The sequence below is a fragment of the Flavobacterium sp. 140616W15 genome (assembly GCF_003668995.1).
GTDB lineage: Bacteria > Bacteroidota > Bacteroidia > Flavobacteriales > Flavobacteriaceae > Flavobacterium.
The window spans coordinates 1,526,580-1,553,169 of record NZ_CP033068.1 but is presented as its reverse complement, the minus strand read 5'-3'; the positions used below and the strand labels follow the sequence as shown (position 1 = coordinate 1,553,169).

24 protein-coding genes are annotated in these 26,590 nt (G+C 32.2%); 14 read left to right on the top strand and 10 right to left on the bottom strand.

Translation table 11 applies throughout. The features are described from left to right. The first annotated feature begins 85 nt into the window (after nt 1-85). Genes holA through ettA form a run of 3 tightly spaced genes read left to right on the top strand, consistent with a single transcriptional unit; the run spans nt 86 to nt 3,060 of the window. A complete protein-coding gene (holA, locus tag EAG11_RS06630) occupies nt 86-1,090 on the top strand; it encodes a DNA polymerase III subunit delta (RefSeq protein WP_129538483.1) in 1,005 nt (334 codons plus the stop codon). A gap of 57 nt (nt 1,091-1,147) precedes the next feature. Beyond that, nucleotides 1,148-1,330 carry a CAL67264 family membrane protein gene (locus tag EAG11_RS06625; RefSeq protein WP_129538482.1) on the top strand — a complete coding sequence of 61 codons (183 nt, stop codon included), beginning with the start codon at nt 1,148-1,150 and terminating at the stop codon, nt 1,328-1,330. 35 nt (nt 1,331-1,365) lie between these two features. Beyond that, nucleotides 1,366-3,060 (top strand): energy-dependent translational throttle protein EttA, encoded by a 1,695-nt coding sequence (gene ettA / locus EAG11_RS06620; protein WP_129538481.1) that lies wholly within the window; start codon nt 1,366-1,368, stop codon nt 3,058-3,060. Nucleotides 3,061-3,369: 309 nt separating this feature from the next. Here the strand turns inward: ettA and EAG11_RS06615 are convergent, their stop codons facing one another. Both EAG11_RS06615 and EAG11_RS06610 read right to left on the bottom strand, forming a co-directional pair. Beyond that, on the bottom strand, nt 3,370-3,813 hold the full coding sequence (locus tag EAG11_RS06615; protein WP_129538480.1) for a thiol-disulfide oxidoreductase DCC family protein: 444 nt from the start codon (nt 3,811-3,813) through the stop codon (nt 3,370-3,372). Nucleotides 3,814-4,115: 302 nt separating this feature from the next. Then, nucleotides 4,116-6,281: a DNA mismatch repair protein MutS gene (locus EAG11_RS06610; protein ID WP_129541040.1), complete on the bottom strand. Its 2,166-nt coding sequence runs from the start codon at nt 6,279-6,281 to the stop codon at nt 4,116-4,118. 111 nt (nt 6,282-6,392) lie between these two features. Here EAG11_RS06610 and ung point away from each other — a divergent pair, with 111 nt between their 5' ends. Beyond that, a complete protein-coding gene (gene ung / locus EAG11_RS06605; protein WP_129538479.1) occupies nt 6,393-7,064 on the top strand; it encodes a uracil-DNA glycosylase in 672 nt (223 codons plus the stop codon). On the opposite strand, the gene EAG11_RS06600 is transcribed toward ung, so the two are convergent. From EAG11_RS06600 to EAG11_RS06565, 8 genes are all read right to left on the bottom strand, one after another. Continuing rightward, a complete protein-coding gene (locus EAG11_RS06600; RefSeq protein WP_129538478.1) occupies nt 7,061-7,444 on the bottom strand; it encodes a DUF4258 domain-containing protein in 384 nt (127 codons plus the stop codon). The two genes, ung and EAG11_RS06600, sit on opposite strands and share 4 nt — an antisense overlap. A 36-nt stretch (nt 7,445-7,480) precedes the next feature. Further along, nucleotides 7,481-8,680 carry an alanine dehydrogenase gene (locus EAG11_RS06595; RefSeq protein WP_164998665.1) on the bottom strand — a complete coding sequence of 400 codons (1,200 nt, stop codon included), beginning with the start codon at nt 8,678-8,680 and terminating at the stop codon, nt 7,481-7,483. A 110-nt stretch (nt 8,681-8,790) separates the two neighbouring features. Further along, nucleotides 8,791-9,198, bottom strand: a complete 408-nt coding sequence (gene tsaE, locus EAG11_RS06590; RefSeq protein ID WP_129538477.1) for a tRNA (adenosine(37)-N6)-threonylcarbamoyltransferase complex ATPase subunit type 1 TsaE — start codon at nt 9,196-9,198, stop codon at nt 8,791-8,793. Between the two features lie 79 nt (nt 9,199-9,277). Beyond that, nucleotides 9,278-10,831, bottom strand: a complete 1,554-nt coding sequence (locus tag EAG11_RS06585) for a bifunctional response regulator/alkaline phosphatase family protein (RefSeq protein WP_129538476.1) — start codon at nt 10,829-10,831, stop codon at nt 9,278-9,280. Nucleotides 10,832-11,005: 174 nt separating this feature from the next. Then, entirely contained in the window at nt 11,006-12,409 is a 1,404-nt protein-coding gene (locus tag EAG11_RS06580) for a TolC family protein (RefSeq protein ID WP_129538475.1), read from the bottom strand. Beyond that, nucleotides 12,399-15,569 (bottom strand): efflux RND transporter permease subunit, encoded by a 3,171-nt coding sequence (locus EAG11_RS06575; RefSeq protein ID WP_129538474.1) that lies wholly within the window; start codon nt 15,567-15,569, stop codon nt 12,399-12,401. The genes EAG11_RS06580 and EAG11_RS06575 overlap by 11 nt, the downstream gene beginning before the upstream one ends. An 8-nt stretch (nt 15,570-15,577) precedes the next feature. After that, the gene (locus tag EAG11_RS06570; protein ID WP_129538473.1) at nt 15,578-16,699 is read right to left on the bottom strand and encodes an efflux RND transporter periplasmic adaptor subunit; all 1,122 of its coding nucleotides are present in this window, start codon (nt 16,697-16,699) and stop codon (nt 15,578-15,580) included. A 17-nt stretch (nt 16,700-16,716) separates the two neighbouring features. Next, nucleotides 16,717-17,214, bottom strand: coding sequence for a GbsR/MarR family transcriptional regulator (locus tag EAG11_RS06565; protein WP_129538472.1), 498 nt, complete (start codon nt 17,212-17,214; stop codon nt 16,717-16,719). A gap of 236 nt (nt 17,215-17,450) precedes the next feature. Here EAG11_RS06565 and EAG11_RS06560 point away from each other — a divergent pair, with 236 nt between their 5' ends. The 10 genes from EAG11_RS06560 to fabG all read left to right on the top strand — a co-directional run bounded on the left by EAG11_RS06560 (nt 17,451) and on the right by fabG (nt 26,505). Next, nucleotides 17,451-18,680 (top strand): HD domain-containing protein, encoded by a 1,230-nt coding sequence (locus EAG11_RS06560; RefSeq protein ID WP_129538471.1) that lies wholly within the window; start codon nt 17,451-17,453, stop codon nt 18,678-18,680. A gap of 40 nt (nt 18,681-18,720) precedes the next feature. Then, nucleotides 18,721-19,764 carry a UDP-3-O-(3-hydroxymyristoyl)glucosamine N-acyltransferase gene (gene lpxD / locus EAG11_RS06555; protein ID WP_129538470.1) on the top strand — a complete coding sequence of 348 codons (1,044 nt, stop codon included), beginning with the start codon at nt 18,721-18,723 and terminating at the stop codon, nt 19,762-19,764. Then, a complete protein-coding gene (locus tag EAG11_RS06550; RefSeq protein WP_129538469.1) occupies nt 19,757-21,145 on the top strand; it encodes a bifunctional UDP-3-O-[3-hydroxymyristoyl] N-acetylglucosamine deacetylase/3-hydroxyacyl-ACP dehydratase in 1,389 nt (462 codons plus the stop codon). The genes lpxD and EAG11_RS06550 overlap by 8 nt, the downstream gene beginning before the upstream one ends. Nucleotides 21,146-21,214: 69 nt before the next feature. Next, a complete protein-coding gene (lpxA, locus tag EAG11_RS06545) occupies nt 21,215-22,000 on the top strand; it encodes an acyl-ACP--UDP-N-acetylglucosamine O-acyltransferase (protein WP_035624097.1) in 786 nt (261 codons plus the stop codon). A 92-nt stretch (nt 22,001-22,092) separates the two neighbouring features. Further along, nucleotides 22,093-22,659 (top strand): elongation factor P, encoded by a 567-nt coding sequence (gene efp, locus EAG11_RS06540; protein ID WP_129538468.1) that lies wholly within the window; start codon nt 22,093-22,095, stop codon nt 22,657-22,659. 142 nt (nt 22,660-22,801) lie between these two features. Then, nucleotides 22,802-23,731: a UDP-3-O-(3-hydroxymyristoyl)glucosamine N-acyltransferase gene (locus EAG11_RS06535; protein WP_129538467.1), complete on the top strand. Its 930-nt coding sequence runs from the start codon at nt 22,802-22,804 to the stop codon at nt 23,729-23,731. A gap of 2 nt (nt 23,732-23,733) precedes the next feature. Continuing rightward, nucleotides 23,734-24,096 carry a nuclear transport factor 2 family protein gene (locus tag EAG11_RS06530; protein WP_129538466.1) on the top strand — a complete coding sequence of 121 codons (363 nt, stop codon included), beginning with the start codon at nt 23,734-23,736 and terminating at the stop codon, nt 24,094-24,096. A gap of 86 nt (nt 24,097-24,182) precedes the next feature. Next, the gene (gene sucD, locus EAG11_RS06525; protein WP_129538465.1) at nt 24,183-25,055 is read left to right on the top strand and encodes a succinate--CoA ligase subunit alpha; all 873 of its coding nucleotides are present in this window, start codon (nt 24,183-24,185) and stop codon (nt 25,053-25,055) included. Between the two features lie 150 nt (nt 25,056-25,205). Beyond that, complete coding sequence (locus tag EAG11_RS06520) at nt 25,206-25,634, top strand: hypothetical protein (RefSeq protein WP_129538464.1); 429 nt, start codon at nt 25,206-25,208, stop codon at nt 25,632-25,634. A gap of 124 nt (nt 25,635-25,758) precedes the next feature. Next, nucleotides 25,759-26,505: a 3-oxoacyl-[acyl-carrier-protein] reductase gene (gene fabG / locus EAG11_RS06515; protein WP_129538463.1), complete on the top strand. Its 747-nt coding sequence runs from the start codon at nt 25,759-25,761 to the stop codon at nt 26,503-26,505. The last annotated feature ends 85 nt before the right edge of the window (nt 26,506-26,590 follow it).

Here is a 26,590-nt window from a genome sequence, read left to right as displayed (position 1 = left end):
AAATATAAAATAGTTTCAGGTTTCGGCTTTAAAGTTTCATGTTATTGAAGCGATAATCGAAAACCTTAAACTTGAATTAAAAATTATGGATGAAGTTATAAAAATTGTTAATGATATTAAAGCAGGAAACATCAAGCCTATCTACTTTCTTATGGGAGAAGAGCCTTACTACATTGACAAATTAGCCGAATATATAGAAAAAAATATCCTCTCAGAAGAAGAAAAAGGATTTAATCAAACAGTTCTGTATGGTCGTGATGTGTCTGTAGATGATGTAGTTTCGGCTGCAAAGCGTTACCCTATGATGGCTGATCGTCAGGTTATTATTGTAAAAGAAGCTCAAGATTTATCAAGAACAATTGATAAGCTTGAAGCTTATGCTACAAACCCAATGGAAACAACAGTTTTAGTCTTTTGTTACAAATATAAGACACTCGATAAACGCAAAAAAGTAACTAAATTACTAGGTCAAAAAGGACTTGTTTACGAAAGTAAAAAACTATACGAAAATCAAGTTGGTGACTGGATTAAAAGAGTTTTATCTGGTAAAGGATATTCTATAGAACCCAAAGCAAATGCTATGCTAGTAGAATTTTTAGGAACAGATTTAAGTAAAATTAATAATGAACTTGAAAAACTACAGATAATTTTACCAAAAGGTACTGCAATCACGCCTACTCACATTGAAGAAAACATTGGCTTTAGTAAAGATTACAATGTATTTGAACTCCGCAAAGCTATTGGAGAGCGCAATCAGATAAAAGCATACAAAATTGCCGAAAACTTTGCTCACAATCCTAAAGATTACCCAATAGTTATGACAACAGGTTTAATCTTCGGTTTCTTCATACAGTTATTAAAATATCACGGATTGAAGGATAAAAACCCGAAAAATGTTGCAACAGCGATAGGCGTAAATCCTTATTTCTTAAAAGAATATGATTTGGCTATAAAAAATTACCCTATGAGAAAAGTAAGTCAGGTAGTTTCAGCATTACGCGATATTGATGTTAAAAGTAAAGGAGTGGGAGCCAATGCATTACCACAATCTGATTTATTAAAAGAAATGCTCTACAAAATATTTAATTAAGCCACTAAAATTACCGATATTTGTAAGCTTATATAATGTAAAAATAATACCGCGATTATGGGGATGAATAAAAACACAATCTTAGGATGGGCAACCTTTATAATGTTTATAATGGGTTTTCTCCTAATTGGACTTGGAATTTTTAGATATAGAGATGTTTCTGGTTGGGGATTTGCCGCAACAGGAGTAGGCTTTTTGGCCAATGCATGGGTTTTCAATGCATTAAAAGGAAGAGTTTAAATAAAAAAGTAATAAAATTTTAAAATAAATTTATAATGTCAGACGATAAGAAAGTAATTTTCTCCATGTCGAAACTGAGTAAAACATACTCAAGTAGCGACAAGCAAGTGCTAAAAAATATCTATCTAAGCTTTTTTTATGGAGCTAAAATTGGTATTTTAGGTTTAAATGGTTCAGGAAAATCTTCACTTTTGAAGATTATTGCTGGTGTTGATAAAAATTACCAAGGTGATGTAGTTTTTGCTCCAGGTTACACAGTAGGATACCTAGAACAAGAACCACAATTAGACGATGAAAAAACAGTAATTGAAATTGTTCGTGAAGGAGTTGCCGAAACAATGGCAGTTCTAGAAGAATATAATAAAATCAACGATTTATTTGGTCTTCCTGAAAACTATGAAGATGCTGATAAAATGGATAAGTTGATGGATCGTCAAGCCGCTTTGCAAGATAAAATTGATGCATTGGGAGCTTGGGAAATCGATACTAAACTAGAAATCGCAATGGATGCGCTACGTACTCCAGACGGAGATACTCCTATCAAAAACCTTTCAGGAGGAGAGCGTCGTCGTGTAGCATTATGTCGTTTATTATTACAACAACCTGATGTATTGTTACTTGATGAGCCTACCAACCACTTAGATGCTGAGTCGGTACTTTGGTTAGAGCAACATTTAGCACAATATGCAGGAACTGTAATTGCTGTAACACACGATAGATATTTCCTTGATAATGTTGCAGGTTGGATTTTAGAATTAGATAGAGGTGAAGGTATTCCTTGGAAAGGGAATTATTCTTCTTGGCTAGATCAAAAATCAAGCAGAATGGCACTTGAAGAAAAAGTGGCTTCAAAACGTCGTAAAAACTTAGAGCGTGAACTTGACTGGGTTCGTCAGGGAGCAAAAGGGCGTCAGACAAAACAAAAAGCGCGTTTACAGAATTACGATAAATTATTAAACGAAGATCAAAAACAACTAGATGAAAATCTAGAAATCTATATCCCGAACGGTCCGCGTTTAGGAACAAATGTTATCGAGGCTAAAAATGTAGCTAAAGCATTTGGAGACAAATTGTTGTATGATAATCTGAATTTCACTTTACCACAAGCTGGAATTGTTGGAGTTATCGGACCAAACGGTGCTGGTAAATCGACTATTTTCAGAATGATTATGGGAGAAGAACAACCAGATAGCGGTGAATTTGCAATAGGTGAAACTGTAAAAATTGCTTATGTAGATCAAGCGCACTCTAATATTGATCCTAACAAATCGATCTGGGAAAATTTCTGTGATGGTCAGGAATTAATCATGATGGGTGGCCGTCAGGTAAACTCTCGTGCTTACCTAAGTCGTTTTAACTTTGGCGGAAGCGATCAAAACAAAAAAGTTTCAACATTATCAGGTGGTGAACGTAACCGTTTGCACTTAGCAATGACACTAAAAGAAGAAGGAAACGTACTTTTACTAGATGAGCCTACGAATGACTTAGATGTAAATACACTTCGTGCATTAGAGGAAGGTTTAGAGAATTTTGCTGGTTGTGCTGTAGTTATTTCTCACGACAGATGGTTCCTTGATAGAATTTGTACGCATATTTTAGCTTTCGAAGGAAATTCTGAAGTTTATTATTTTGAAGGAGGATTCTCAGAATACGAAGAAAACAAGAAAAAACGTTTAGGTGGAGATTTAACTCCAAAACGTTTGAAATACAGAAAATTAATAAGAAACTAGTATTCTTATGATTTCTAAAAAAGCCTCAAATTTAATTATTTGAGGCTTTTTTTATATAATAAACTTAGTGTGTTTTTTTAGAAGCTAATTCCTGCTGTCTGCTATATCTTTTTATTTTTAAAGAAAAAACAAAAAGGATGCCGCGACCATCAGGGCTAGAATAGTCATTTTAAAAAAACTCATTTTTGTCATTCCAAGAAACAAGGGATCTCCGCAAGAAACTCTGTAAATTAAATTGCCAATCTTTGTCGAGCTACTAATAGAGATCCCTCGTTCCTCGGGATGACAATATTATGTAAAATTTAGAATTTACAAAAACTTCACCTTTAATTCAGGAGTAGGTATCATACAGCTTTCTTTTTTGCCATACCATTTGTATCTATTCTTAGCAATATAATTATATAACGGATCCCTTAAAAAAACAGGGATTATTTTAAAAACAGAAAACCAACTCCAGAAAATTCCAAGATTTTCAGCTATTGCAATTGCTGCTCCAGATTTGTAATAATAAGCTATTCCTGGTTCATAAAATATAATGCTATCAACTTTAGCAATATCAACTCCTATATGATTACAAATTTCTTTACCTATTTCAGATTGCAAAGCTGCAAAACGAAAAACATCTTTTTTATCATGTTTGATAATAAACTGCACAGCCGAATCACATAAATTACAAACTCCATCAAAGAGAATTATTTTTTTGTTCTCAGCATTCTTTGCAAGAAACGAAGCAATGCCATCTTGTATATTCATTTTTTTTAAGTTTACAATTTAAAAAAACTTTGTCAGATTTAAAACTTTAACAAAACCACTTTATACAGTTTATCTAGTTAAAAATATCAACCCATATACTATTAATTAATTCTATCAATATTGATAATTCTATAAGTTTATCAAATAAAAAACAAGCTTTACAAATGACTTTTAAGGCGTTTTTAAAAAATCACCATCTAATTAATCGTATTTTTAAAAATACTTTCTTAAATCGCTTTATTTAATTTTTTACTAAAAAATCATTTTTTTAAAGGCTAAAAATGGGTTCAAAAAATAAAAATTTATTTTTTTGCTGCTTCTACAAATTCTAATTCGTCTATATTTACTTTCGAAGTAAAAATACCATAATTTACAGTTGCTTTATTTTTTTCGATAGAATCAATACTTCCTACAGATCTTCCATCAATCATTCGAACCCGATCACCAACTTTTAAAGTTACTTTAGGTTTTTCGACAACAGCTTTTAATTTTTTCTCTTTTTTCTCTTTTCGGATTTCTTCTACTTGAACAGTAACTTCGGCAATAACTTCTTTTTTCTTTTCAACTATTGCTTTTGCTTCTTTTGGAGTAGCTTTTTTACGTTTAGAATTTTCAATTTCAATAATCTTCAGAAATTCGCCTATCAATTCTTTTTTATTTTTATTATTGAAATACTTCTCAGAGATATCTTCAATTTTTTGTCCAATATAAATTGTCTTCTGATTACTATCATATAATTCCTGATAGCTTTCTAGTTTTTGTTTTATCTTGACATTTATATTTTCCATTTTATTACTTTCGGCACGCGCTCTAGTTTCTTCCTCTTTTAAGTTCAAAGAAGTTTTTTCTAATTTAGAACGCTCTTTTTGTAAAGTGGCAATAGTTTTATCAAAACGAACTTTTCCAATTTCAATTTTCTTTTTTGCACGATTAATTAAACCATATGGAATTCCATTTTTTAATGCAACTTCAAACGTGAATGAACTTCCAGCCTGACCAAGAACTAATTTATACATTGGTTCCAAAGATTTTTCATCGAAAAGCATATTTGCATTTGTAGCATAAGGCAGTTCATTTGCTAAAATCTTAAGATTAGAATAGTGTGTCGTTATAATTCCGAAAGCTTCTCGATGATAAAATTCTTCCAAGAAAATTTCAGCCAAAGCTCCACCTAATTCAGGATCTGAGCCCGTTCCAAATTCATCAATCAAAAACATTGTTTTGCGATTGCATTTCTTAAGGAAATAATTCATGTTTTTCAACCTATAACTATAGGTACTCAAATGATTCTCAATAGATTGATTATCACCAATATCTGTCAAAATTCTATCAAACAAAAAAGTTTCACTACGTTCATGTACAGGAATCAACATTCCTGATTGCAACATTAATTGTAATAATCCCACCGTTTTAAGAGAAATAGTTTTACCTCCTGCGTTTGGTCCAGATATAACAATAATTCTATTATCTTGCTTTAATTCAATAGTTTGCGGATGCGTAATCTCGTTCTTTTGCTTATTATTTAAGTATAAAATTGGATGAAAAGCATCTCTAAAATACAAGCGACGTTCTTCAGTAATTGTTGGCAAAATACCATTTATCTTATTAGCATATTTTGCTTTGGCGGCAATAACATCTATATCACTTAAAAAAGCTTGATATTCAATCAGCAAAGATAAATAAGGGCGAATAGCATTTGACAATTGTTTTAAAATACGCGTGACTTCTTCTTTTTCCTCATATTCTAAATTACTTAGTTCTCTAGAATATTGTAGAGTTGTCTCAGGTTCAATATAAGCAATACTACCCGTTTTAGAACTTCCTAAAATAGAGCCCTTTACCTTACGACGATACATTGCAAGAACTGCTAAAACTCGACGGTTTTGTACAAAGCTTTCTTTAATATCATCCAAATAACCTAAACTATTATATTGTGTCAAAGCTACACCAAAACTTTGATTTACTTTTCCTCGAACCAAATTCATATCACGACGTATATTGGCAAGTTCAGGAGAAGCATTATCTTTTATCTCTCCATATTTATCTACAACAACATCTATTTGCGAAATGATATCTTTAGTAAATTCAACTTGCGAAGCTCTAATATTTAGATTAGGATAATAATCATCGAATTTTTTTAAAAAATTCAATAAAAAATTAACTGTAGATGATAAAGTTGCAATTTTTCTAAAACTTCCAACTTCAAGAAAACTATCTTCAATTGCTAAAAATTTTATCTCATAACTAATTGCATCGAAGCCATGATTTGGAATTGCATTATTATTTTGGAAAGACGAAACATACTCAGATGTTTGCATTAATGCTTGCATCAAAGTTTCTTTATCTCTAAATGGTGTTATTTCTAAAGCTTTTTGTTTGCCTATATCAGTATTACAAATATCCGAAATAGTCTCGAGTACTGTAGGAAATTGTAAATCTTGTAATGTTTTATCAGTAATAGATATCATATTATAACGTAAGTTGTAAAGTTTCAAAGTTACAAAGTTTTAAAACTAAATAGTAGTATTAATTGGTACTTTGCAAAAAACTTTGCGTAATTTGTAGTAAAATTTATTGAAATGAAAATTAACCTCAATCCAGATTGGCAAACCATATTATCAGAAGAAATAGCAAAGCTTTACTTTAATGATTTAATGACAAATGTAGAAGAAGAATATAAAAATAATGTTTGCTTCCCACCAATTGATTTAATTTTCTCTGCACTTAACCATTGTACATTTCAAGATATAAAAGTGGTCATCATCGGACAAGATCCATATCATGGAGTAGGTGAGGCAAATGGTTTAAGTTTTTCTGTGAATGACAATATAAAAATACCTCCTTCGCTACGAAATATTTACAGAGAATTAAATACTGATTTTGATTCGGTATTTATGCCCACTTCTGGCAATTTAGAATCTTGGGCAAAACAAGGCGTCTTACTTTTAAATGCTTCATTAACTGTTCGAAAAGATACACCAAATAGTCATAAACATCTAAAATGGAATTTATTTACAGATGCAGTAATTCAAGCCATATCAGATAAAAAAGAAAATGTAGTTTTCTTATTATGGGGAGCATTTGCACAAAAAAAAGGACGAAAAATAGATACTACAAAACATTTAGTTCTTGAGTCTGGACATCCATCGCCTATGAGTGCCAATCAAGGGAAGTGGTTTGGAAACAAACATTTTAGTAAAACAAATGTTTTTCTGAAATCAAAAGAAATTCCCGAAATCAAATGGCTCTAATCAGCTTGTTTTTTTTCTATAGATTCTAGAACAGCTTTTCCAGGATAATTAATTACTTTAAGTATTACTTTTTGGTTCTTTAAAGTCTTACCTTCAATAACATATAATTTTCCTTTTTTATATTCTGTATTGCTTTTATCAAAATCAACATCACCAAATTGCAATGTATTTTTAATATCTGAAGTATCTATCCATTTTTCTGCTAAAACTTTAGAAGCTTCGTCTGAATAGTGGAATGGTTTATTTCTTAAATCATTTAAAACTCTTGCATTTGGAAAATAATTACAACGTGTATCTTTTCCACTAAATACAAGACCTACAAAGAAACATCCAATAACCAAACCAACTAAATAATAAGCAAAACGATGTGTAAATTTCATGAATTCTATTTTTGGCAAAGGTACGCTAAAGATGCTTTAGAAAACAAGTAAATTAATATCATTATCAGGTAAATCAAACCATTCGCCAATGGCTTTATTAGTTAAAATTCCATGATAAACATAAACTCCGTTTTTCAACCCTTTATTACATCTTATAGCACTTTCAATTCCACCATCTTCCGCAATTTGCAATAAATAAGGTGTAATAATGTTACTTATTGAAAGTGAAGCAGTTTTAGAATATCGTGATGGAATATTAGGAACACAATAATGTAAAACATTACTTTTTATAAAGGTAGGTTTTTCGTGTGTGGTTACTTCTGAAGTTTCAAAACAACCACCAGTATCAATACTTACATCTACAATTACAGCACCTTTTTTCATATGCTCAACCATCGTTTCAGTAACAACAATCGGACAACGTTCTTTTCCACGCATAGCTCCAATTGCAACATCACAACGTCTTAATGCTTTTAACAACGCTTTTGGTTGTATGGTTGATGTAAAAACACGTTGATTTAGATTATTTTGCAAACGGCGCAATTTAGTAATCGAATTGTCAAAAACCTTAACTGTAGCTCCAAGACCAATTGCCGTTTTTGCAGCAAATTCACCAACCGTTCCTGCTCCTAAAATTACAACATCAGTAGGAGGAACACCTGTAATATTACCAAATAGCAACCCTTTTCCAATTTCATCGGTAATCATCAATTCGGCTGCAATTAATATAGATGCCGTTCCTGCAATTTCACTTAATGATTTCACAGCAGGATAAGATCCGTCTTCGTCTTTTATATATTCAAATGCTAATGCAGTAATTTTTTTATGTGCTAAAGCTTCAAAATAAGTTTTTTTCTTTGTTTTTAATTGAATCGCAGAAATCAAAATTGTTTCCGGATTCATCATTTTAATCTCATTAATCGTCGGAGGCTCAACCTTTAATAACATTGGACAGCCAAAAACACGTTTAGTATCTTTTGTCACTTCTGCTCCAGCATCACTGTATTCTTTGTCTGTATAACTTGAACTTTCGCCAGCACCAGATTCTATCATAACTCTATGTCCCTGATAAGTAAGTGAATTTACTGCATCTGGTGTTAAACAAATACGACGTTCCTGATAACTTGTTTCCTTAGGAATCCCTATAAAAAGTTCTCTTTTATATCTGCCAATTTCAAGTTTTTCTTCTTGAGGCAACAATTCTTGTTTCGTAAATGGAGTTATCGTTATTGACATTGTCTATGCAAAATTAAGAGTACAAATTACGTAAAAAGTTTTTAATAAAACAGTATTCCCAAGGCTAATACGCTTTACTTCAAGAAGTATAAATTCAGTTTAGAATAAAATTAAACTAATTTTAATAAACGCTTCCCGTCAGGTAATAATTCAATTGTAATAACAGAATGTTCATTTGGAATTAAACTTGGGATTTTCTCGGACCATTCTATAAAACACCAATTTCCTGAATATAGATAATCATCAACTCCCATATCCAAAGCCTCTGTTTCATGATTTAATCTATAAAAATCAAAATGATAAACCGTCTGATTGTCATTTGTATGATATTCATTAACTAAAGAAAAAGTAGGACTGCTTGTAGCATCCTCAATCCCTAGACTTTTACATAACTGCTTAATTAGCGTAGTTTTACCAGCACCCATTTCTCCATTAAAAAGGAGAATTTTATTAGGGTTTTGAGCTAAAATTTGTTTTGCAACTTCCTGAATTTGATCCAACGAAAAAGTAACTTCCATTTTGATTTTTATAATATTTTTTAAACTTAATTGATTCTACCACTATAGTAAACAGCAACTGAATACTTCTTCTGTTATGTTACTTAGGATTAAATATCAAGAATGGAATAATCATTTCTTCTAATGAAATTCCACCATGTTGATAGGTGTTTTTATAATAACTCACATAATGATTGTAATTATTTACGTAAGCCAAAAACAAATCATTTTTTGCAAAAATAAACGAACTGCTCATATTTATGGCAGGTAATCCTATTTTTTTTGGTTCTTTTACAACATACACATCTTTATGCTCATAGGTCAAACTACGTCCTGTTTTGTATCGAAGATTTAAGCTTGTATTTTTATCTCCCACCACTTTTGATGGATTTTTCACATTGATTGTACCATGATCTGTAGTAAGAATTAACTTAAATCCTAAGTGCTGAGCCTGTTGTATAATTTCTAACAGTGGAGAATTTTTGAACCAACTTAATGTTAGTGATCGGTACGCTTTATCATCAGAAGCTAATTCTTTAACAACATCCAATTCTGTTTTGGCATGCGACAACATATCAACAAAATTATAAACTACCGTAACAAGGTCATTATTTTTTAGCGCCTTGAAATTTTCAGCCAGTTTTTTTCCACTTGCCAAATTGGTAATTTTAAAATAATCTTCTTTAATATTTAATCCCAAGCGTTTTAATTGTGCACTTAAAAACTCCGCTTCATATAAATTTTTCCCTCCGTCTTCAACATCATTTTTCCAATACTCAGGAAATTGCTTTTCCATTTCTATAGGCAGCAAACCCGAAAATATTGCATTTCTCGCATATTGAGTTGCTGTTGGAAGTATAGAGAAATAAGGAACTTCTTTTTCTAGCTTATAATAATTTCCTACTACTTTCTCAAATGATTTCCATTGATCATATCGCAAATTATCTATTACTACAAACAAAATTGGCTTGTCTTTCTTCTTAATTTCCGGAACCACTAATTCTTTAAATAAAGTATGTGATTGAATTGGTTTATCTGCCTTTGGTGCAAACCAATCTTCGTAATTACGCTCTATGTATTTACCAAATTGTGAGTTAGCTTCAACTTTTTGAGACTCCAAAATTTGAATCATTCCTTGATCATTAATATTCTCAAGTTCTAATTCCCAAAACACAAGTTTTTTATACAATTCAATCCAATCTTCATAAGAATTTACCATTGCCATTTCCATAGCTATTTTTCGGAATTCCTTTTGATAATCTAATGTCGTTTTTTCAGAAATTAATCTTGAGTGATCCAGATTTTTCTTTAAACTTAATAAAATCTGATTCGGATTTACTGGTTTTATTAGGTAATCTGCTATTTTAGAACCGATAGCCTCCTCCATGATATACTCTTCTTCACTTTTGGTAATCATAATCATCGGAATGGTTGATTTTTTTTCTTTCATTTCAGAAAGTGTTTCTAATCCGCTCATTCCTGGCATATTTTCATCAAGAAAAACGATATCAAAATTGTCTTCTTCAAAAATTGCAATTGCATCTAGACCATTATTACAAGTCGTTACTGCATAATTTTTTTTCTCCAGAAATAGTATGTGTGGCTTTAATAAGTCGATTTCATCATCAACCCAAAGTATTTTTATCTTATCCATAATTATATAGCTTGTCAAAATTGTTAAATCTAAGTGGCAATTTACTTCTTTTTAAAACGGCTATTTATTAATATTATGATAATTTTTAGTATAAAAAAACAAAACCACTGAATATAAAAATACTCAGTGGTTTAAATATAAAAATTAATAAGTAACCTAACTAACTATAAAATCTTACTGCCATCCACCACCAAGGGCTCTGTATAGTTGGATAATAGCGTTGTATTGTGAAAATTTATTATCTATTAAAGTTAATTCTACATTTAACGCATTGTCTTTTGCAGTAAGAACTTCTAAATAATTCACTAAACCGTATTTTAATAATTCATCTGAATAATCTGTAGCCACTTTTAATGCATCTACTTGCTTCTGACGAATTACAATTTTTTTGGTTTCGTTGTTATACTGTGCTAATGCATCTGAAACTTCTTTTCCCGCATTTAACAATGATTGCTCAAATTGTATGTATGCTTTTTCTTGATTTGCTTTAGCTATTTCTAAATTTGTTTTATTCAAACGTTGATTAAAAATTGGCTGTGTTAATCCTGTTACAATATTAGCAAAAAATGAATTTGAACTAAACCACTCTTTAAGATCTATACTTTGTAATCCACCTGTAGCAGTAATTTTAAATGTTGGATAGAAATTACTTCTTGCCACATTAGTTCTTTCAAAATTTGAAATCAAATTATACTCAGCCGCAATTACATCAGGTCTGTTTCTTAATAAAGTAGCAGGTACTCCAAGTGTAATTTCTGGTTGCATTTTTTGAACCTCAAAACTACTTCTCTCTACTTTAGTAGGTGCTACTCCTAAAAGAATACTCATTTTGTTTTCAAAAAGTATCGTACTTACTTTTAAGTCAGCGATGATAATTTCTGTAGCATATTTTTGAGCTTCTGTTTGTTTAACTCCAACTTCAGTTACATTTCCTGCATCTTTTAAAGCAATAATCGTTTCAACACTTTCGATTCTGTTGATCAAAGTCTCTTCTGATAATTTAATTTGCTCATCTATTGCAATCAACTGATAATACGTTGCGGCAATATCTGCAATTAACTGTGTTTTTACAGCTTGATTTGCAGCAGTAGTTTGTAAATAAGCAGCATTTGTTGCACGTTTATTACTTCTTATTTTTCCCCAAATATCTGCTTCCCAACCTAATGTTCCAGCAACTTGATATTGATCGGTACTACGATTTTGAAGTAAAGCTCCAAACTGACTGTTTTTTGATAACTGCTGATGTGTCCAATCTGTACCAACAGAAAGAGTAGGGAAGTACCCTGCTTTTCCTTGTTTCATTGATGCTTCAGCAGCAGCAATATTTTGCATTGCAATTCGAATATCTAAGTTATTTTCCAATCCTTTTCTGATATAACCTTGCAAAATAGGATCAGTAAAAACTTTATCCCAAGACAGATTTGCCATAGAAGTACTGTCTTTAGAAACCACTTCGGTTCTATATAAGTTCTCCGTTTTAATATCCTTAGGTCTTTCGTAATCTTTTGCAACGAAGCAGGATTGCATAACTGTTGCCGTGAAGGCAACAGTTACTATTTTATATACATTATTTTTCATTTTCTTCGTCTAAAAGTGTAACATCTGATTGTTGCTCTGTAAATGGTTTTCCAGAGATTCTTTCTTGTAAGCTTTGGAAAATAATAAACAAAATCGGAATAACAAATACTCCAAAGATTGTTCCTATTAACATTCCACCAACAGCTCCCATACCGATTGAACGGTTACCTACAGCTCCAACTCCAGAAGAAAAAGCCAAAGGCATTAAACCAAAGATAAAAGCAAGGGAGGTCATTAAAATAGGACGTAAACGTGCTTTTGCACCTTCTATCGCAGCCTCTGTCAAGTCCATTCCGTGTCGTCGCCTTTGTATAGCAAACTCAACTATCAGAATGGCATTTTTGGCCAGTAGTCCTATAAGCATTATCAGGGCTACCTGGAAATAAATGTTGTTTTCTAATCCAGCTAGTTTCACAAAACCAATGGCTCCAGCAATACCTACAGGTAATGAAAGCAATACTGACAATGGTACTAAATAACTTTCGTATTGTGCACTTAATAAGAAATATACAAATATCAAACTCAACAAGAATACACCTGCGGCCTGACTACCTGCAAGAATCTCTTCACGTGTCATTCCAGAGAATTCGTAAGTATAGGTTTTAGGTAAATGCTGTGCTGCTACTTCCTGAACTGCTTTAATTGCATCTCCAGAACTATACCCAGGTTTTGCTTTACCGTTTACGTTTACAGCTTTTAACAAGTTGAAACGGGCAACAGCTTCTGGTCCATAAATTCTTTTAAAATCAACAAACTGATTTATAGCTACTTGTTTTCCTGCAGCATTCTTAACATAAATAGTATTAATTGATTCAAGAGTTGCTCTTTCAGAAGGTTTTGCTTGAATCATTACACGATATTGTTTACCAAATTTATTAAAATCTGTAGTATACAATCCTCCATAATACCCTTGCATGGTATTAAAAATTTCTGAAACAGAAACTCCTGCATTTTTAGCTCTTTCTACATTAATATCCATTTGATATTGTGGAAAGTTAGGGTTAAAGTTTGTAATAGCATATTGAATTTCAGGTCTTTTCATTAATTCACCTAAGAACTCATTACTTACTTTACTTACTGTTGCCCAATCATCATCACCTTTATCTTGAATTTTTAACTCAAAACCGTCTGCAGATCCAAAACCTTGTACACTCGGAGGTGTAAAAAATAATGCTTTGGCATCTTTAAAATGTGCCGTTCTTCCAAATAGCTCACCAACTACAGCATCTACAGATTGATTGGCTTCCTTACGGTGTTCCCAGTCTTTTAATTTAATTACAGAAAAGGCATAAGACCCACCATTCACACTATTTAACAAACTAAAACCAACAACACTCATTCGTGATTCAACAATGTCCATTGAGGCCAAAATAGAATCCAATTCATTAACTGCCTTTTGAGTTTTCTCGATTGTTGTTCCTGGAGGAAGTGTTAAATCAGCAAAAATAATTCCTCTATCCTCATTAGGAATAAATCCTGAAGGTGTAGTTTGGAACAAAATGATAGTAATAGCACAGAATGCTATCAATCCTGATATTGCAACCCATTTCCTTCTTGCTAAGAACCCTAAAGACTTAACATATTTATTATTCATTCTATCAAAACTAGTATTGAAAGCAATGAAGAATCTATCTTTGAAATTTTTATCATGATGCTCTGATGCTTCGTGAGGCTTTAAGAATAGCGCACATAAGGCTGGGCTTAAAGTCAATGCATTAATAGCCGAAATCAAAATCGCAATTGCCAATGTAATAGCAAACTGTTGATAGAAAACCCCTGACGGTCCACTTAAGAACGATACTGGTATAAACACCGCAGACATTACTAATGTGATAGATATAATAGCTCCTGTAATTTCGCTCATTGCAGAAATAGTAGCTTCTTTTGCAGATTTCACTCCTTCATCTAACTTAGCATGCACAGCCTCGACGACGACAATTGCATCATCGACCACAATACCAATAGCTAGAATCATTGCAAACAATGTTAACATATTGATAGAGAATCCAAATACTTGCAGGAAGAAAAATGTTCCAACAATTGCTACAGGAACTGCTATTGCAGGAATTAACGTAGAACGGAAATCCTGTAGGAATAAAAACACTACTATAAATACCAATATAAAAGCTTCAATCAATGTTGAGATTACTTTTTCTATCGATGCATCAAGGAACGTTTTTGTATTATAAGGAATTACGTAATCTACACCTTTTGGAAAATCTGGTTTAGAAACCTCCAAAATATTCATAACTTCGGTAATAATATCTTGCGCATTAGATCCTGAAGTTTGGAATATACCAACAGCAACACCTTGTTTACCCATTGCTATATTCTTGTTCCCATAATTAAAAGCACCCAACTCAACAGTTGCAACATCTTTTAAATGAACGAAATTTCCATTACCTGTAGCTTTAATTACAATATCTTCGTAGTCTTTAATTTCTGAAAGACGTCCTTTATATTTAATTACATATTCGTAAATACCATCAGCATTTTCTCCAAATTTACCTGGAGCAGCTTCTACGTTTTGCTCTTGCAATGCTGCCTGAATGTCTTTTGGTGATATTTCGTAAGCAGCCATTTTTTCTGGATTAATCCAGATTCTCATAGAGTAATCTTTCGCTCCAAAAACATTTACTTGTCCTACACCTTTAACACGCTGTAATTTTGGTACAAGGTTAATTTTGGCATAATTCTGAATATAAGTTTCATCAAAATCTTTGTTGTTCGAATACAACGCAAAGAACATCAAAGCACTCGTCTGACTTTTTAGTGTCGTAACCCCAGTCTGTACAACTGCTTGTGGCAATTTACTGGTAGCACGAGAAACTCTATTTTGAACGTTTACCGCAGCAATATCTGGGTCAACTCCAAGTTCGAAATAAACAGATATTTTCGCAGAACCATCATTCGCCGCAGAAGAGGTCATGTATGTCATTCCTTCCACACCATTTATTTCTTCTTCTAGAGGAATAACAACACTATTTAATACTGTTTCAGCATTTGCACCTGTATATGTTGCAGTTACCTGAACAGTTGGAGGGGCTATTTCGGGGTATTGCTCTACTGGTAATGACATCAGTCCTAAAACACCTAGTATGGTGATTAAGATAGATATTACCGTCGAGAGAACTGGTCTTTCTATAAACGTCTTTAACATCTTGTATATTATTTTTTAGCTGTAGTATTTTTTGTTTCTGCTGTTTCAACAGCTGGATCTTTAACAGGCTGTGGTGTAATTTCCATATCATCTTTTAATTTAGATGCTCCTTCTACAACTACAACGTCTCCATCTTTTAACCCACTTGTAACAATAAAGTCTAAACCTGAAGTTCCGTTTGTTTCAACAATTGTAGATTTTACTTTGTTTCCTTTTTCAACAACATAAAGTGTTTGTTTTCCTTGCACTTCGAAAATTGCATTTTGAGGAACCAACATTACATTTTTTTGTTCGATAGGCAAACGAATAATTCCAGTACTACCACTTCTTAGGATACCTTGAGGATTATTAAAGTCTGCTCTAAATTGTGTATTTCCTGTTGCTGGATCTACTAAACCATTCATTGTAGCGATTTTTCCTTTTTGGTCGTATTCTGTGTTATCTACTAAAATCAATGAAACTGGTGGTGCAGCTTTCAATTTTTCTGCTGTAGTTGCTCCTTTAAATGTTTTATTAAAGAATAACAATTGTTTTTCATTCATTGAGAAATAAGCACGTACGATTTTTGTATCAGATACAGTTGTCAAAGGCACTTCACTAGTAGCGCTAACTAAGCTTCCTTCTCTAAAAGGCAAACCTCCAATTACTCCACTTACAGGAGAAACGATTGTTCCGTACCCAATATTTGCAGCAATACTACCGTAAGTACTTTTTGCTTGTGCTAGTTTGGCTTTAGCAGTTTCTAATTGAACAACACTAATAATTTTTCTGTCAACTAGTGGTTTTAATCTGTCAACTTCAACTTGTGCAGCCTGAACTGAAGCTTTAGCGGCAGACGCATCTTGATTTAAAGTTTGTGTTTCAAGTTTAAAAAGTAATTGTCCTTTTTTAACAACCTGACCTTCATCAACATAAATTTTTTGAATATACCCATTCACTTTTGGGCGGATTTCAACATTATGCTGTCCTTCGAGATTTGCACTATACTCTTGATATACTACAGCATCTTGTACTGAAATTGTTCTAACTGGGAACGGAGCTGGACCTTGTGGCGGAGCTTGTTCTTCCTTTTTTTTACATGACGCAAAAACCAGCATTATAGCTATTAGGGAGAATGTGATATTCTTCATTTGAATTTAAATTTGATTTATGATTTATTATTAACTTTTTCTATTTCTACGAATTCTGAGATTGTTTCCTGTAACAATTCTTCAACTTTTTTAACGTGACTTTTATATGCTTTCGCATGCTCTAGATTAATTCTTTCTTCTGGACTATCCATTGTTTTTTCTCTATAAGTAATCATTTTATCAATTATTCTTTTTTCGATTTCTATTATTTTTAAATAATTTGCAAATCGTTCACTGAAAGGGGATGGTCTGAAATATTTTTTTCGATCACCATGCAAAGTGTAATAATCAATCTTTCCCATTTTTAATAGAAAATTTAAGTTTGTTGATACTGTACTTTTACTGGCGCCGACTTTTTCGACTATTTGTTCGAAAGTCAAACCTGCTTTACAGGCTTCAACTATTAATAGTCCTAAAATTCTTGAGCAAAGTGGTGGCAAATGATACACTGATTCGAAATGATTACCGAATAACTCTATAAGCTCTTCTTTTTCCTTGTGTATACTAGTTTCCATAATTTTTTTGACAAAGATAAAATTGGTTCGCAATTTACCGAACTAAACGAACTTAAATTTGTGTTAATTATTTGTTACCTAAAAAAAAGCGTAATATTGCCTTTTCGTTGTACTAATTTAAAGAATTATGATAACATTTCATCATAAAAGTTTATTTGTTTGCTTTTTTGCTCACAATGTAAAACAGAATAAGTCTATAATTAGTTATATTTGTTGACCTAAAAAAGAACCAAATAGTGAATATTATCAATAAGCTGAAAATTTTCAATGATCCCATTTACGGCTTCATTTCCATTCCAAATGCTTTAATATATGATTTAATTGAGCATTCCTATTTTCAGCGTTTACGCCGAATTTCACAAATGGGACTGTCTTATTTGGTATATCCTGGAGCAAATCATACTCGTTTTCATCATGCCTTAGGCTGTATGCATTTAATGCAAAAAGCAATTGAAACATTGCGCTTCAAGGAAGTAACAATTTCTGCAGAAGAAGAAAATGCACTATACGTAGCTATTTTATTACATGACATTGGACATGGGCCATTTTCTCATGCTATGGAGAGAAGTATTGTTGAGGATGTAAATCACGAAGCTATTTCGTTACTATTTATGGATCAATTAAACATTGAATTTAACGGTAAGTTAAGTCTTGCCATTCAGATATTTAAGGGAGATTACCACAGAAAATTTATGTTACAATTAATATCTAGTCAATTAGATATGGATCGTATGGATTATCTTAAACGTGATAGTTTTTATAGTGGTGTAGCGGAAGGAAATGTCAATTCTGAACGTTTAATTCAAATGATGAACGTAGTAGATGATGTTTTGGTTATTGAAGAAAAAGGAATTTACTCTGTTGAAAAGTTTTTACTTTCTCGAAGATTAATGTATTGGCAAGCCTATTTACATAAAACGAGTTTAGTTGCAGAGCTTATTTTGACGAAAGTATTAAAAAGAGCAAAAGAATTAACAATAAAAGGAATTCACCTTCCTTGTAGCGAACCTTTGTTATTTTTTATGCAAAACAAGATTACTTTAGAAAATTTCACTCCTGAAAAATTGGATTTATTTTCTCAATTGGATGATTTCGATATAATAGGAGCTTTAAAATCTTGGCAAAAACATGATGATTTTATACTTTCTACCTTAAGTAAAATGATAGTAAACAGAGATTTATTAAAAATAAAGCTAACAAGCGAAAAAGTTTCACTAGAGGAATTACAAAGTCTAAAAGAACGATTTGCCGCTCAAAACAACATCTCAGCAATTGACGCTAGTTATTTTATATATAGAGGAAAAATAAAAAATCAAGCTTACAGTAAAGAAGCCGAACCTATACGAATATTAAAAAAAGATAAGACAATTGAGGACGTTGTAGAAGCCTCAGACCAGCTGAATTTGAAATCGTTATCTAAATTGGTAACAAAGTATTACATCTGCTTTCCAAAACAACTGATCTAAAATTAACATTTAAAACCTATTTTTTTATATTTTTGTCGCAATGAAATTTACAGCAGAACAAATAGCAGAAATTTTAGGAGGAGAGGTTGTTGGGAATCCCAATGCAGAAGTTTCTCGCTTATCTAAAATCGAAGAAGGTACAGAAGGCTCTCTTACTTTCTTGGCTAACCCTAAATATATCAATTATATATATTCGACAAAAGCCTCAGTAACAATCGTTAATGATACTTTTGTACCCGAAACAGAAATTAGCACAACATTAATTAAAGTTGACGATGCTTATGCTTCGTTTTCAAAATTATTAGAGTTTTATAATCAAGTAAAATTGAATAAAAACGGAATTGAGCCACAATCTTTCTTATCTGAAAGTGTTAAATATGGAGAAAATCTATATTTAGGAAGCTTTAGTTATGTGGGGCAAAACGTAGTTTTAGGTAACGATGTCAAAATTTATCCTAACTCTTTTATCGGTGACAATGTTGTTATTGGCAATAATGTCCATATTTTTGCAGGCGCCAAAATTTATTCTGAAACAATAATTGGAAACAATTGCACAATTCATTCAGGAACAATTATTGGTGCTGACGGATTTGGTTTTGTACCAAACGAAGAAGGAATTTATAGTAAAGTTCCACAAATTGGAAATGTAATTATAGAAGATAACGTCGATATTGGAGCAAATACAACTATAGATAGAGCTACTTTAGGATCAACAATTATCCGAAAAGGAGTAAAGTTAGACAATCAAATACAAATTGCTCATAATGTAGAAATTGGTGAAAACACCGTAATTGCCGCTCAATCTGGAGTTGCTGGTTCTACAAAAATTGGTAAAAATGCTATGATTGGTGGACAAGTGGGGATAGCAGGACATTTAACTATTGGAAACAATGTTAGATTGCAAGCCCAATCTGGAGTTGCCAGAAACATTAAAGACGACGAAATATTACAAGGAACACCTTCACTTGGATATACAGATTTCAATAAATCGTATGTACATTTTAAGAATTTGCCTAAAATCGTTGCTGAACTAGAAGAATTAAAAAAACAAATATTAAACCAAAAAAATGGAAATAATGGTTAAACAGAAGACCATCAAGGAGGAAATTTCACTAACAGGAGTTGGACTACACACTGGTAAAGAAGTAACAATGACTTTTAAGCCTGCTCCAATAAATAATGGATTTACTTTTGTGAGAGTTGATTTGCAAGGTCACCCAATTATTGAGGCTGATGCTAATTATGTAGTAAATACACAAAGAGGTACAAATTTAGAAAAACTAGGTGTTAAAATTCAAACACCAGAGCACGTTCTAGCGGCATTGGTAGGTTGTGATTTAGACAACGTTATAATCGAATTAAACGCATCAGAACTTCCAATAATGGACGGTTCATCAAAATATTTTGTTGAAGCAATTGAAAAAGCTAAAATAGAAGAGCAAGATGCACAACGCAATGTATATGTTGTAAAAGAAGTTATTTCTTTTACAGATGAAGCAACAGGAAGTGAAATTCTTGTAATGCCAAGTGATGATTACCAAGTTACAACTATGGTTGATTTTGGTACTAAAGTTTTAGGTACTCAAAACGCAACATTAAAAAGTATTGCTGATTTTAAATCAGAAATTTCAAATTCAAGAACATTTAGTTTCTTACATGAATTAGAATCTCTTTTAGAGCACGGATTAATCAAAGGTGGAGATTTAAACAATGCAATTGTATATGTAGATAAAGAAATATCTGAATCTACAATGGAGAATTTAAAGAAAGCTTTTGGAAAAGATAAGATAACTGTTAAACCAAACGGTATTTTAGATAACCTTACATTACATTATCCAAATGAAGCTGCAAGACATAAATTGCTTGACGTTATTGGAGATTTAGCTTTAATTGGAGTAAGAATCCAAGGTAAAATTATCGCTAACAAACCTGGTCACTTTGTAAATACTCAGTTTGCTAAAAAATTAGCTAAAATTATAAAAATAGAACAGAGAAACCATGTACCTGTTTATGATTTAAATCAAGAACCCTTGATGGACATTCATAAAATCATGTCAGTTTTACCTCATAGACCTCCATTTTTATTGATTGATAGAATTATTGAGATGTCTTCTAGTCATGTTGTAGGATTGAAAAATGTTACCATGAACGAAAACTTCTTTGTTGGTCACTTCCCTGAAGCACCGGTTATGCCAGGTGTTTTAATTGTAGAAGCAATGGCACAAACAGGAGGAATCTTAGTATTAAGTACAGTTCCAGATCCAGAAAATTACTTGACTTATTTTATGAAAATAGACAATGTTAAGTTCAAACATAAAGTATTACCTGGAGATACATTAATATTTAAATGTGAATTAATTTCTCCTATAAGAAGAGGAATTTGTCACATGCAGGCAAATGCTTATGCGAATGGTAAATTAGTTACCGAAGCAGAATTAATGGCACAAATTGCAAGAAAACAATAAAAATAGTTAATTCTTAAGATTTATTGTTTCCAAAAAAGACAATTTTAATTTAAAATACAAAAAATACAGATGAATCAACCTTTAGCTTATGTTCATCCTGGCGCTAAAATCGCTAAAAACGTTGTAATTGAGCCCTTTACAACAATTCACAATAATGTAGTTATTGGTGATGGCACTTGGATTGGTTCAAATGTAACCATAATGGAAGGCGCACGAATAGGTAAAAATTGTAATATTTTTCCAGGCGCAGTTATTTCTGCAGTACCTCAAGATTTAAAATTTGGAGGAGAAGACTCTCTAGCAATAATAGGAGACAATTGTACTATTAGAGAATGTGTTACAATTAATCGTGGTACTGTTGCTTCAGGGCAAACAATCCTTGGTAACAATTGCTTAATTATGGCCTATGCTCATATTGCTCACGATTGTGAGATTGGTAATAATGCCATTATTGTAAACGGTGTTGCATTGGCAGGACACGTTGTAGTAGGAAACCATGCTGTAATTGGTGGTTTGGCTGCAATACATCAATTTATCCATATCGGTGATCATGCAATGATATCAGGAGGTTCTTTGGTGAGAAAAGATGTTCCTCCATATACTAAAGCTGCAAAAGAGCCATTATCATACGTAGGAATTAATTCAGTAGGTTTAAGAAGAAGAGGTTTTAGCACAGATAAAATCAGAGAAATTCAAGAAATCTATAGAATTTTATACCAAAAAAATTATAATACAACTCAAGCACTTAGCATAATCGAAGGTGAAATGGAAGCAACTCCAGAAAGAGATGAAATCTTAGATTTTATCAGAAACTCATCACGTGGAATTATGAAAGGATATTCAGGAAATTACTAGAAAAAGTTCTATCGTGAATTTGTTTTATCGTTTAATCGAAAGCAAATAAACGGTTAAACGATTAAACAAAATATTAAATAAAACAAAATATAATGGCATCAACATCAGACATAAGAAACGGACTTTGTATCAAATACAATCACGACATTTATAAAATCATTGAATTTCTTCACGTAAAACCAGGTAAAGGTCCTGCTTTTGTTAGAACGAAATTAAGAAGCTTAACAACTGGAAAAGTATTAGATAATACATTTTCTGCTGGACATAAAATTGAAGATGTTCGTGTTGAAACACAAACATACCAATTTTTATATGCTGAAGGTGATGAGTTTCACTTCATGAACAATGAAACATTTGAGCAAATTTCTTTGAATAAATCAATTTTGGATGCTCCTGGATTATTAAAAGAAGGAACTAACGTAATGGTCCAAATTAATACTGAAACAGATTTACCTCTATCGGTAGATATGCCTGCTTCTGTAATCTTAGAGGTTACTTATGCTGAGCCAGGAATTAAAGGAAATACAGCAACAAATGCAACAAAATCTGCAACTGTTGAAACTGGAGCTACAGTAAACGTTCCTTTGTTTATTAATGAAGGGGATAAAATTAAAATTGATACTGCTTCTGGTTCTTACATGGAGCGTGTGAAAGAGTAGTTTTTCAATAAGATAATTTGTCAATGAGTCAATTAGAAAATTAATGCTTTAGCAGAAATTAACTAAACGCTTTTCTTTTTTCTAATTGACACATTTTCTAATTGACACATTCTCTAATTGACAAATTTTCTAATTATAAAATATGAAATTTCAAAAAGTTTACTCTTTAGAAGAAATTGCAAATTTGCTTAACTGCGAATTTGTTGGTGATAAAAACTTCCAAGTTTTAGGTATGAATGAAATTCATGTTGTCGAGCCTGGAGATATTGTTTTTGTAGATCATCCAAAATATTATGACAAGGCTTTAAATTCAGCAGCAACTATTGTTTTAATCAATAAAGTTGTAGATTGCCCTGAAGGTAAAGCACTATTAATCTCTGATGATCCTTTTAGAGATTTTAATAAACTTACAAAACATTTCAAACCTTTTCGATTTGCTAATGTTGCTATATCAGATTCAGCAATAATAGGAGAAGGATCATTAATACAGCCCAATTGTTTTATTGGAAATCATGTAACAATTGGTAAAAACTGTTTGATACATTCTAATGTATCAATATATGACCATACTGTAATTGGTGATAATGTTATCATTCATGCTGGAACAATATTAGGAGCAGATGCCTTTTATTACAAAAAACGCCCTGATGGTTTCGATCAATTAATTTCCGGAGGAAGAGTTGTAATAAAAGACAATGTTGGAATTGGAGCGCTTTGTACTATCGACAAAGGTGTTACAGGCGATACAACTATTGGCGAAGGAACCAAACTTGATAATCAGGTTCACGTAGGACATGATACTATTATTGGAAAAAAATGCTTAATTGCATCACAAACTGGTATTGCTGGCTGTGTAATTATAGAAGATGAAGTGACAATTTGGGGACAAGTTGGTACAACAAGCGGTATTACGATAGGAGAGAAGGCTGTAATAATGGGACAAACAGGAGTTACTAAATCTGTAGAAGGAGGGAAATCTTATTTTGGTACGCCAATTGAAGAATCTAGAGAAAAGCTAAAACAATTGGCTAATATCAAAAAAATTCCTGAAATTCTAAATAAATTAAAATAACTATGACTGCTAAAGAATTTATTCAAAAATTTTATAAGTCGGATGCTTTAATTGATAGCGAAACCTTCAAATTATATTTGCATCCAGAAGTAATTGTTGATTGGCATAGTACAAAAGGACCTATCCAGTTAGATTACAATGGAGTAATAGACTTATCCAACGAATTAAGCAGAGCCTATGTGCGTTCTAAAGTTAGAATAAGTCATATAATCGAAGAAGATGATTTAGTTTCGGTACGTTATTCACATTATGTAAAGACTATCGAAAATCCAAGAGAAGAAATGTTATTAGCCCATTTTATGGCTATTTGGCAAATAAAAGACAATAAATTATACCGAGGTTATCAAATGAGTCAATTATTATAAGATATTTTGATAATAAAAAGGTTCAAAATAATTTACAAAACCTTACTTTTGCATCACAATTTTAAAAACTACATAAAATATATATCATGAGTGTTTTAGTTAATAAAGATTCCAAAATAATTGTTCAAGGATTTACAGGAAGCGAAGGAACTTTCCATGCTTCTCAAATGATTGAGTACGGTACTAATGTTGTAGGTGGTGTTACTCCAGGAAAAGGAGGAACTACACATTTGGATCGTCCAGTTTTTAACACAGTAAAAGATGCTGTAGAACAAGCTGGAGCGGATACAACAATTATTTTTGTACCACCTGCATTTGCTGCTGATGCAATTATGGAAGCAGCTGACGCTGGAATTAAAGTTATCATTGCTATTACTGAAGGAATTCCTGTAGCAGATATGATTAAAGCCAACAGTTATGTAAAAGAAAGAAATGCTAGATTAATTGGTCCAAACTGTCCAGGTATCATTACTCCAGGTGAAGCAAAAGTTGGAATTATGCCAGGTTTCGTTTTCAAAAAAGGAACTGTAGGAATCGTTTCTAAATCAGGAACTTTAACTTACGAAGCGGCTGACCAAGTTGTAAAACAAGGATTAGGAATAACTACAGCAATTGGTATTGGTGGAGATCCAATTATTGGAACTACTACTAAAGAAGCTGTTGAGTTATTAATGAATGACCCAGAAACAGAATGTATCGTAATGATTGGTGAAATTGGTGGACAATTAGAAGCTGATGCTGCTAAATGGATTAAAGCTGATGGTAACCGTAAGCCAGTTGTAGGTTTCATCGCAGGAGTAACTGCTCCAGCAGGACGTACAATGGGTCACGCAGGTGCAATCGTTGGTGGTACTGATGATACAGCTGAAGCTAAAAAGCAAATTATGAGAGACAACGGAATTCACGTAGTTGATTCTCCAGCTGAAATTGGTAAAAAAGTAAAAGAAGTATTAGGATAATCTCTAATATTTTAAAATAATAAATTCCAAAAAAAAGTCTCAATATCTGTTGAGACTTTTTTTACATTAATAGAATGTATGGAATATAACAAACACTTAGCAACTGAGTTTCTTAGGATCTTAGAGCCTTCGTGAAAAATCTGAAGAAATATGTACAAAGAATTAGAAAATTTTACAGTAAAAGGAAATTTTACTTACACACAAGACGATAGTCTAGAAGAAGTATGCAATGCATCTGAATCTGGAAGTGGAGTTTTTGTTGTTTACGCTGTTGATGGTGAGAACAAAGAATTAATCATGGTAGGTTCTACTGGAACGGTACAAAATGATGGAACTCTAAAAAGTAAAAATGGTGGATTACACGATAAAATCGTTAATGGTCACCAATTTGCAAAAACAGGAAGAAAATATTCTTGGCCAGCACAAATGAAAATTGAAGGAATCGAAAGATTAGAAGTTTCTTGGTATGAGACTTTTAATGCAGATGTAAAAATAATCCCAACTTACATTGAAGGGAAAATTCTACAAGATTTCTTGGATGAAAATGGTAGATTACCAAAATGGAATGTAGCTTTCTAGTTAAACTCCTGACAACGATATAAAAAAGCTTCACCTTGGTGAGGCTTTTTTTGTATTACAAATTTTATAAAACGCCCAAATAATCTATATTTGTATTTAGAAAATAAAAAACGAATACCATAATATGAAATTACTAGAAGGAAAAGTTGCCATCATAACTGGCGCAAGCCGCGGAATAGGAAAAGGAATTGCTGAAGTTTTTGCCAAACATGGTGCAAATGTGGCTTTTACATACAGTTCATCTGTAGAATCAGCTTTGGCTTTAGAAAAAGAATTAAACGCTCTAGGTATAAAAGCAAAAGGATATCAATCGAATGCAGCTGACTTTACAGAAGCTCAAAATTTCGTTGAAGCTGTTTTAGCTGATTTTGGGACTGTAGATATTTTAATAAATAATGCTGGTATTACAAAAGACAACCTTTTAATGCGTATGTCTGAAGCTGATTTTGATCAGGTTATTGATGTTAACTTGAAATCAGTTTTTAATATGACAAAAGCAATTCAAAAAACATTCTTAAAACAACGTTCTGGATCAATCATTAACATGAGTAGTGTTGTTGGTGTAAAAGGAAATGCTGGTCAAACTAATTATGCTGCTTCAAAAGCTGGTGTTAACGGATTTACAAAATCAGTAGCATTAGAATTAGGTTCTCGTAATATTCGTTGCAATGCAATTGCACCAGGATTTATTGAAACTGAAATGACTGCAAAATTAAGCGAAGATGTAGTTAAAGGATGGAGAGAAGGAATTCCGTTGAAACGTGGAGGAACAACTGAAGATGTAGCAAATGCTTGTCTTTTCTTAGCTTCAGATATGAGTGCTTACGTTACAGGACAAGTTCTTAATGTTTGTGGAGGAATGCTTACATAGAAAGGTACTGAGGTTCTGAGTAACAAAGGTTCAAAGGTTTTAGTTGTAAAGATTTAGGTTACTATCGCTCAATAATTTAAATATT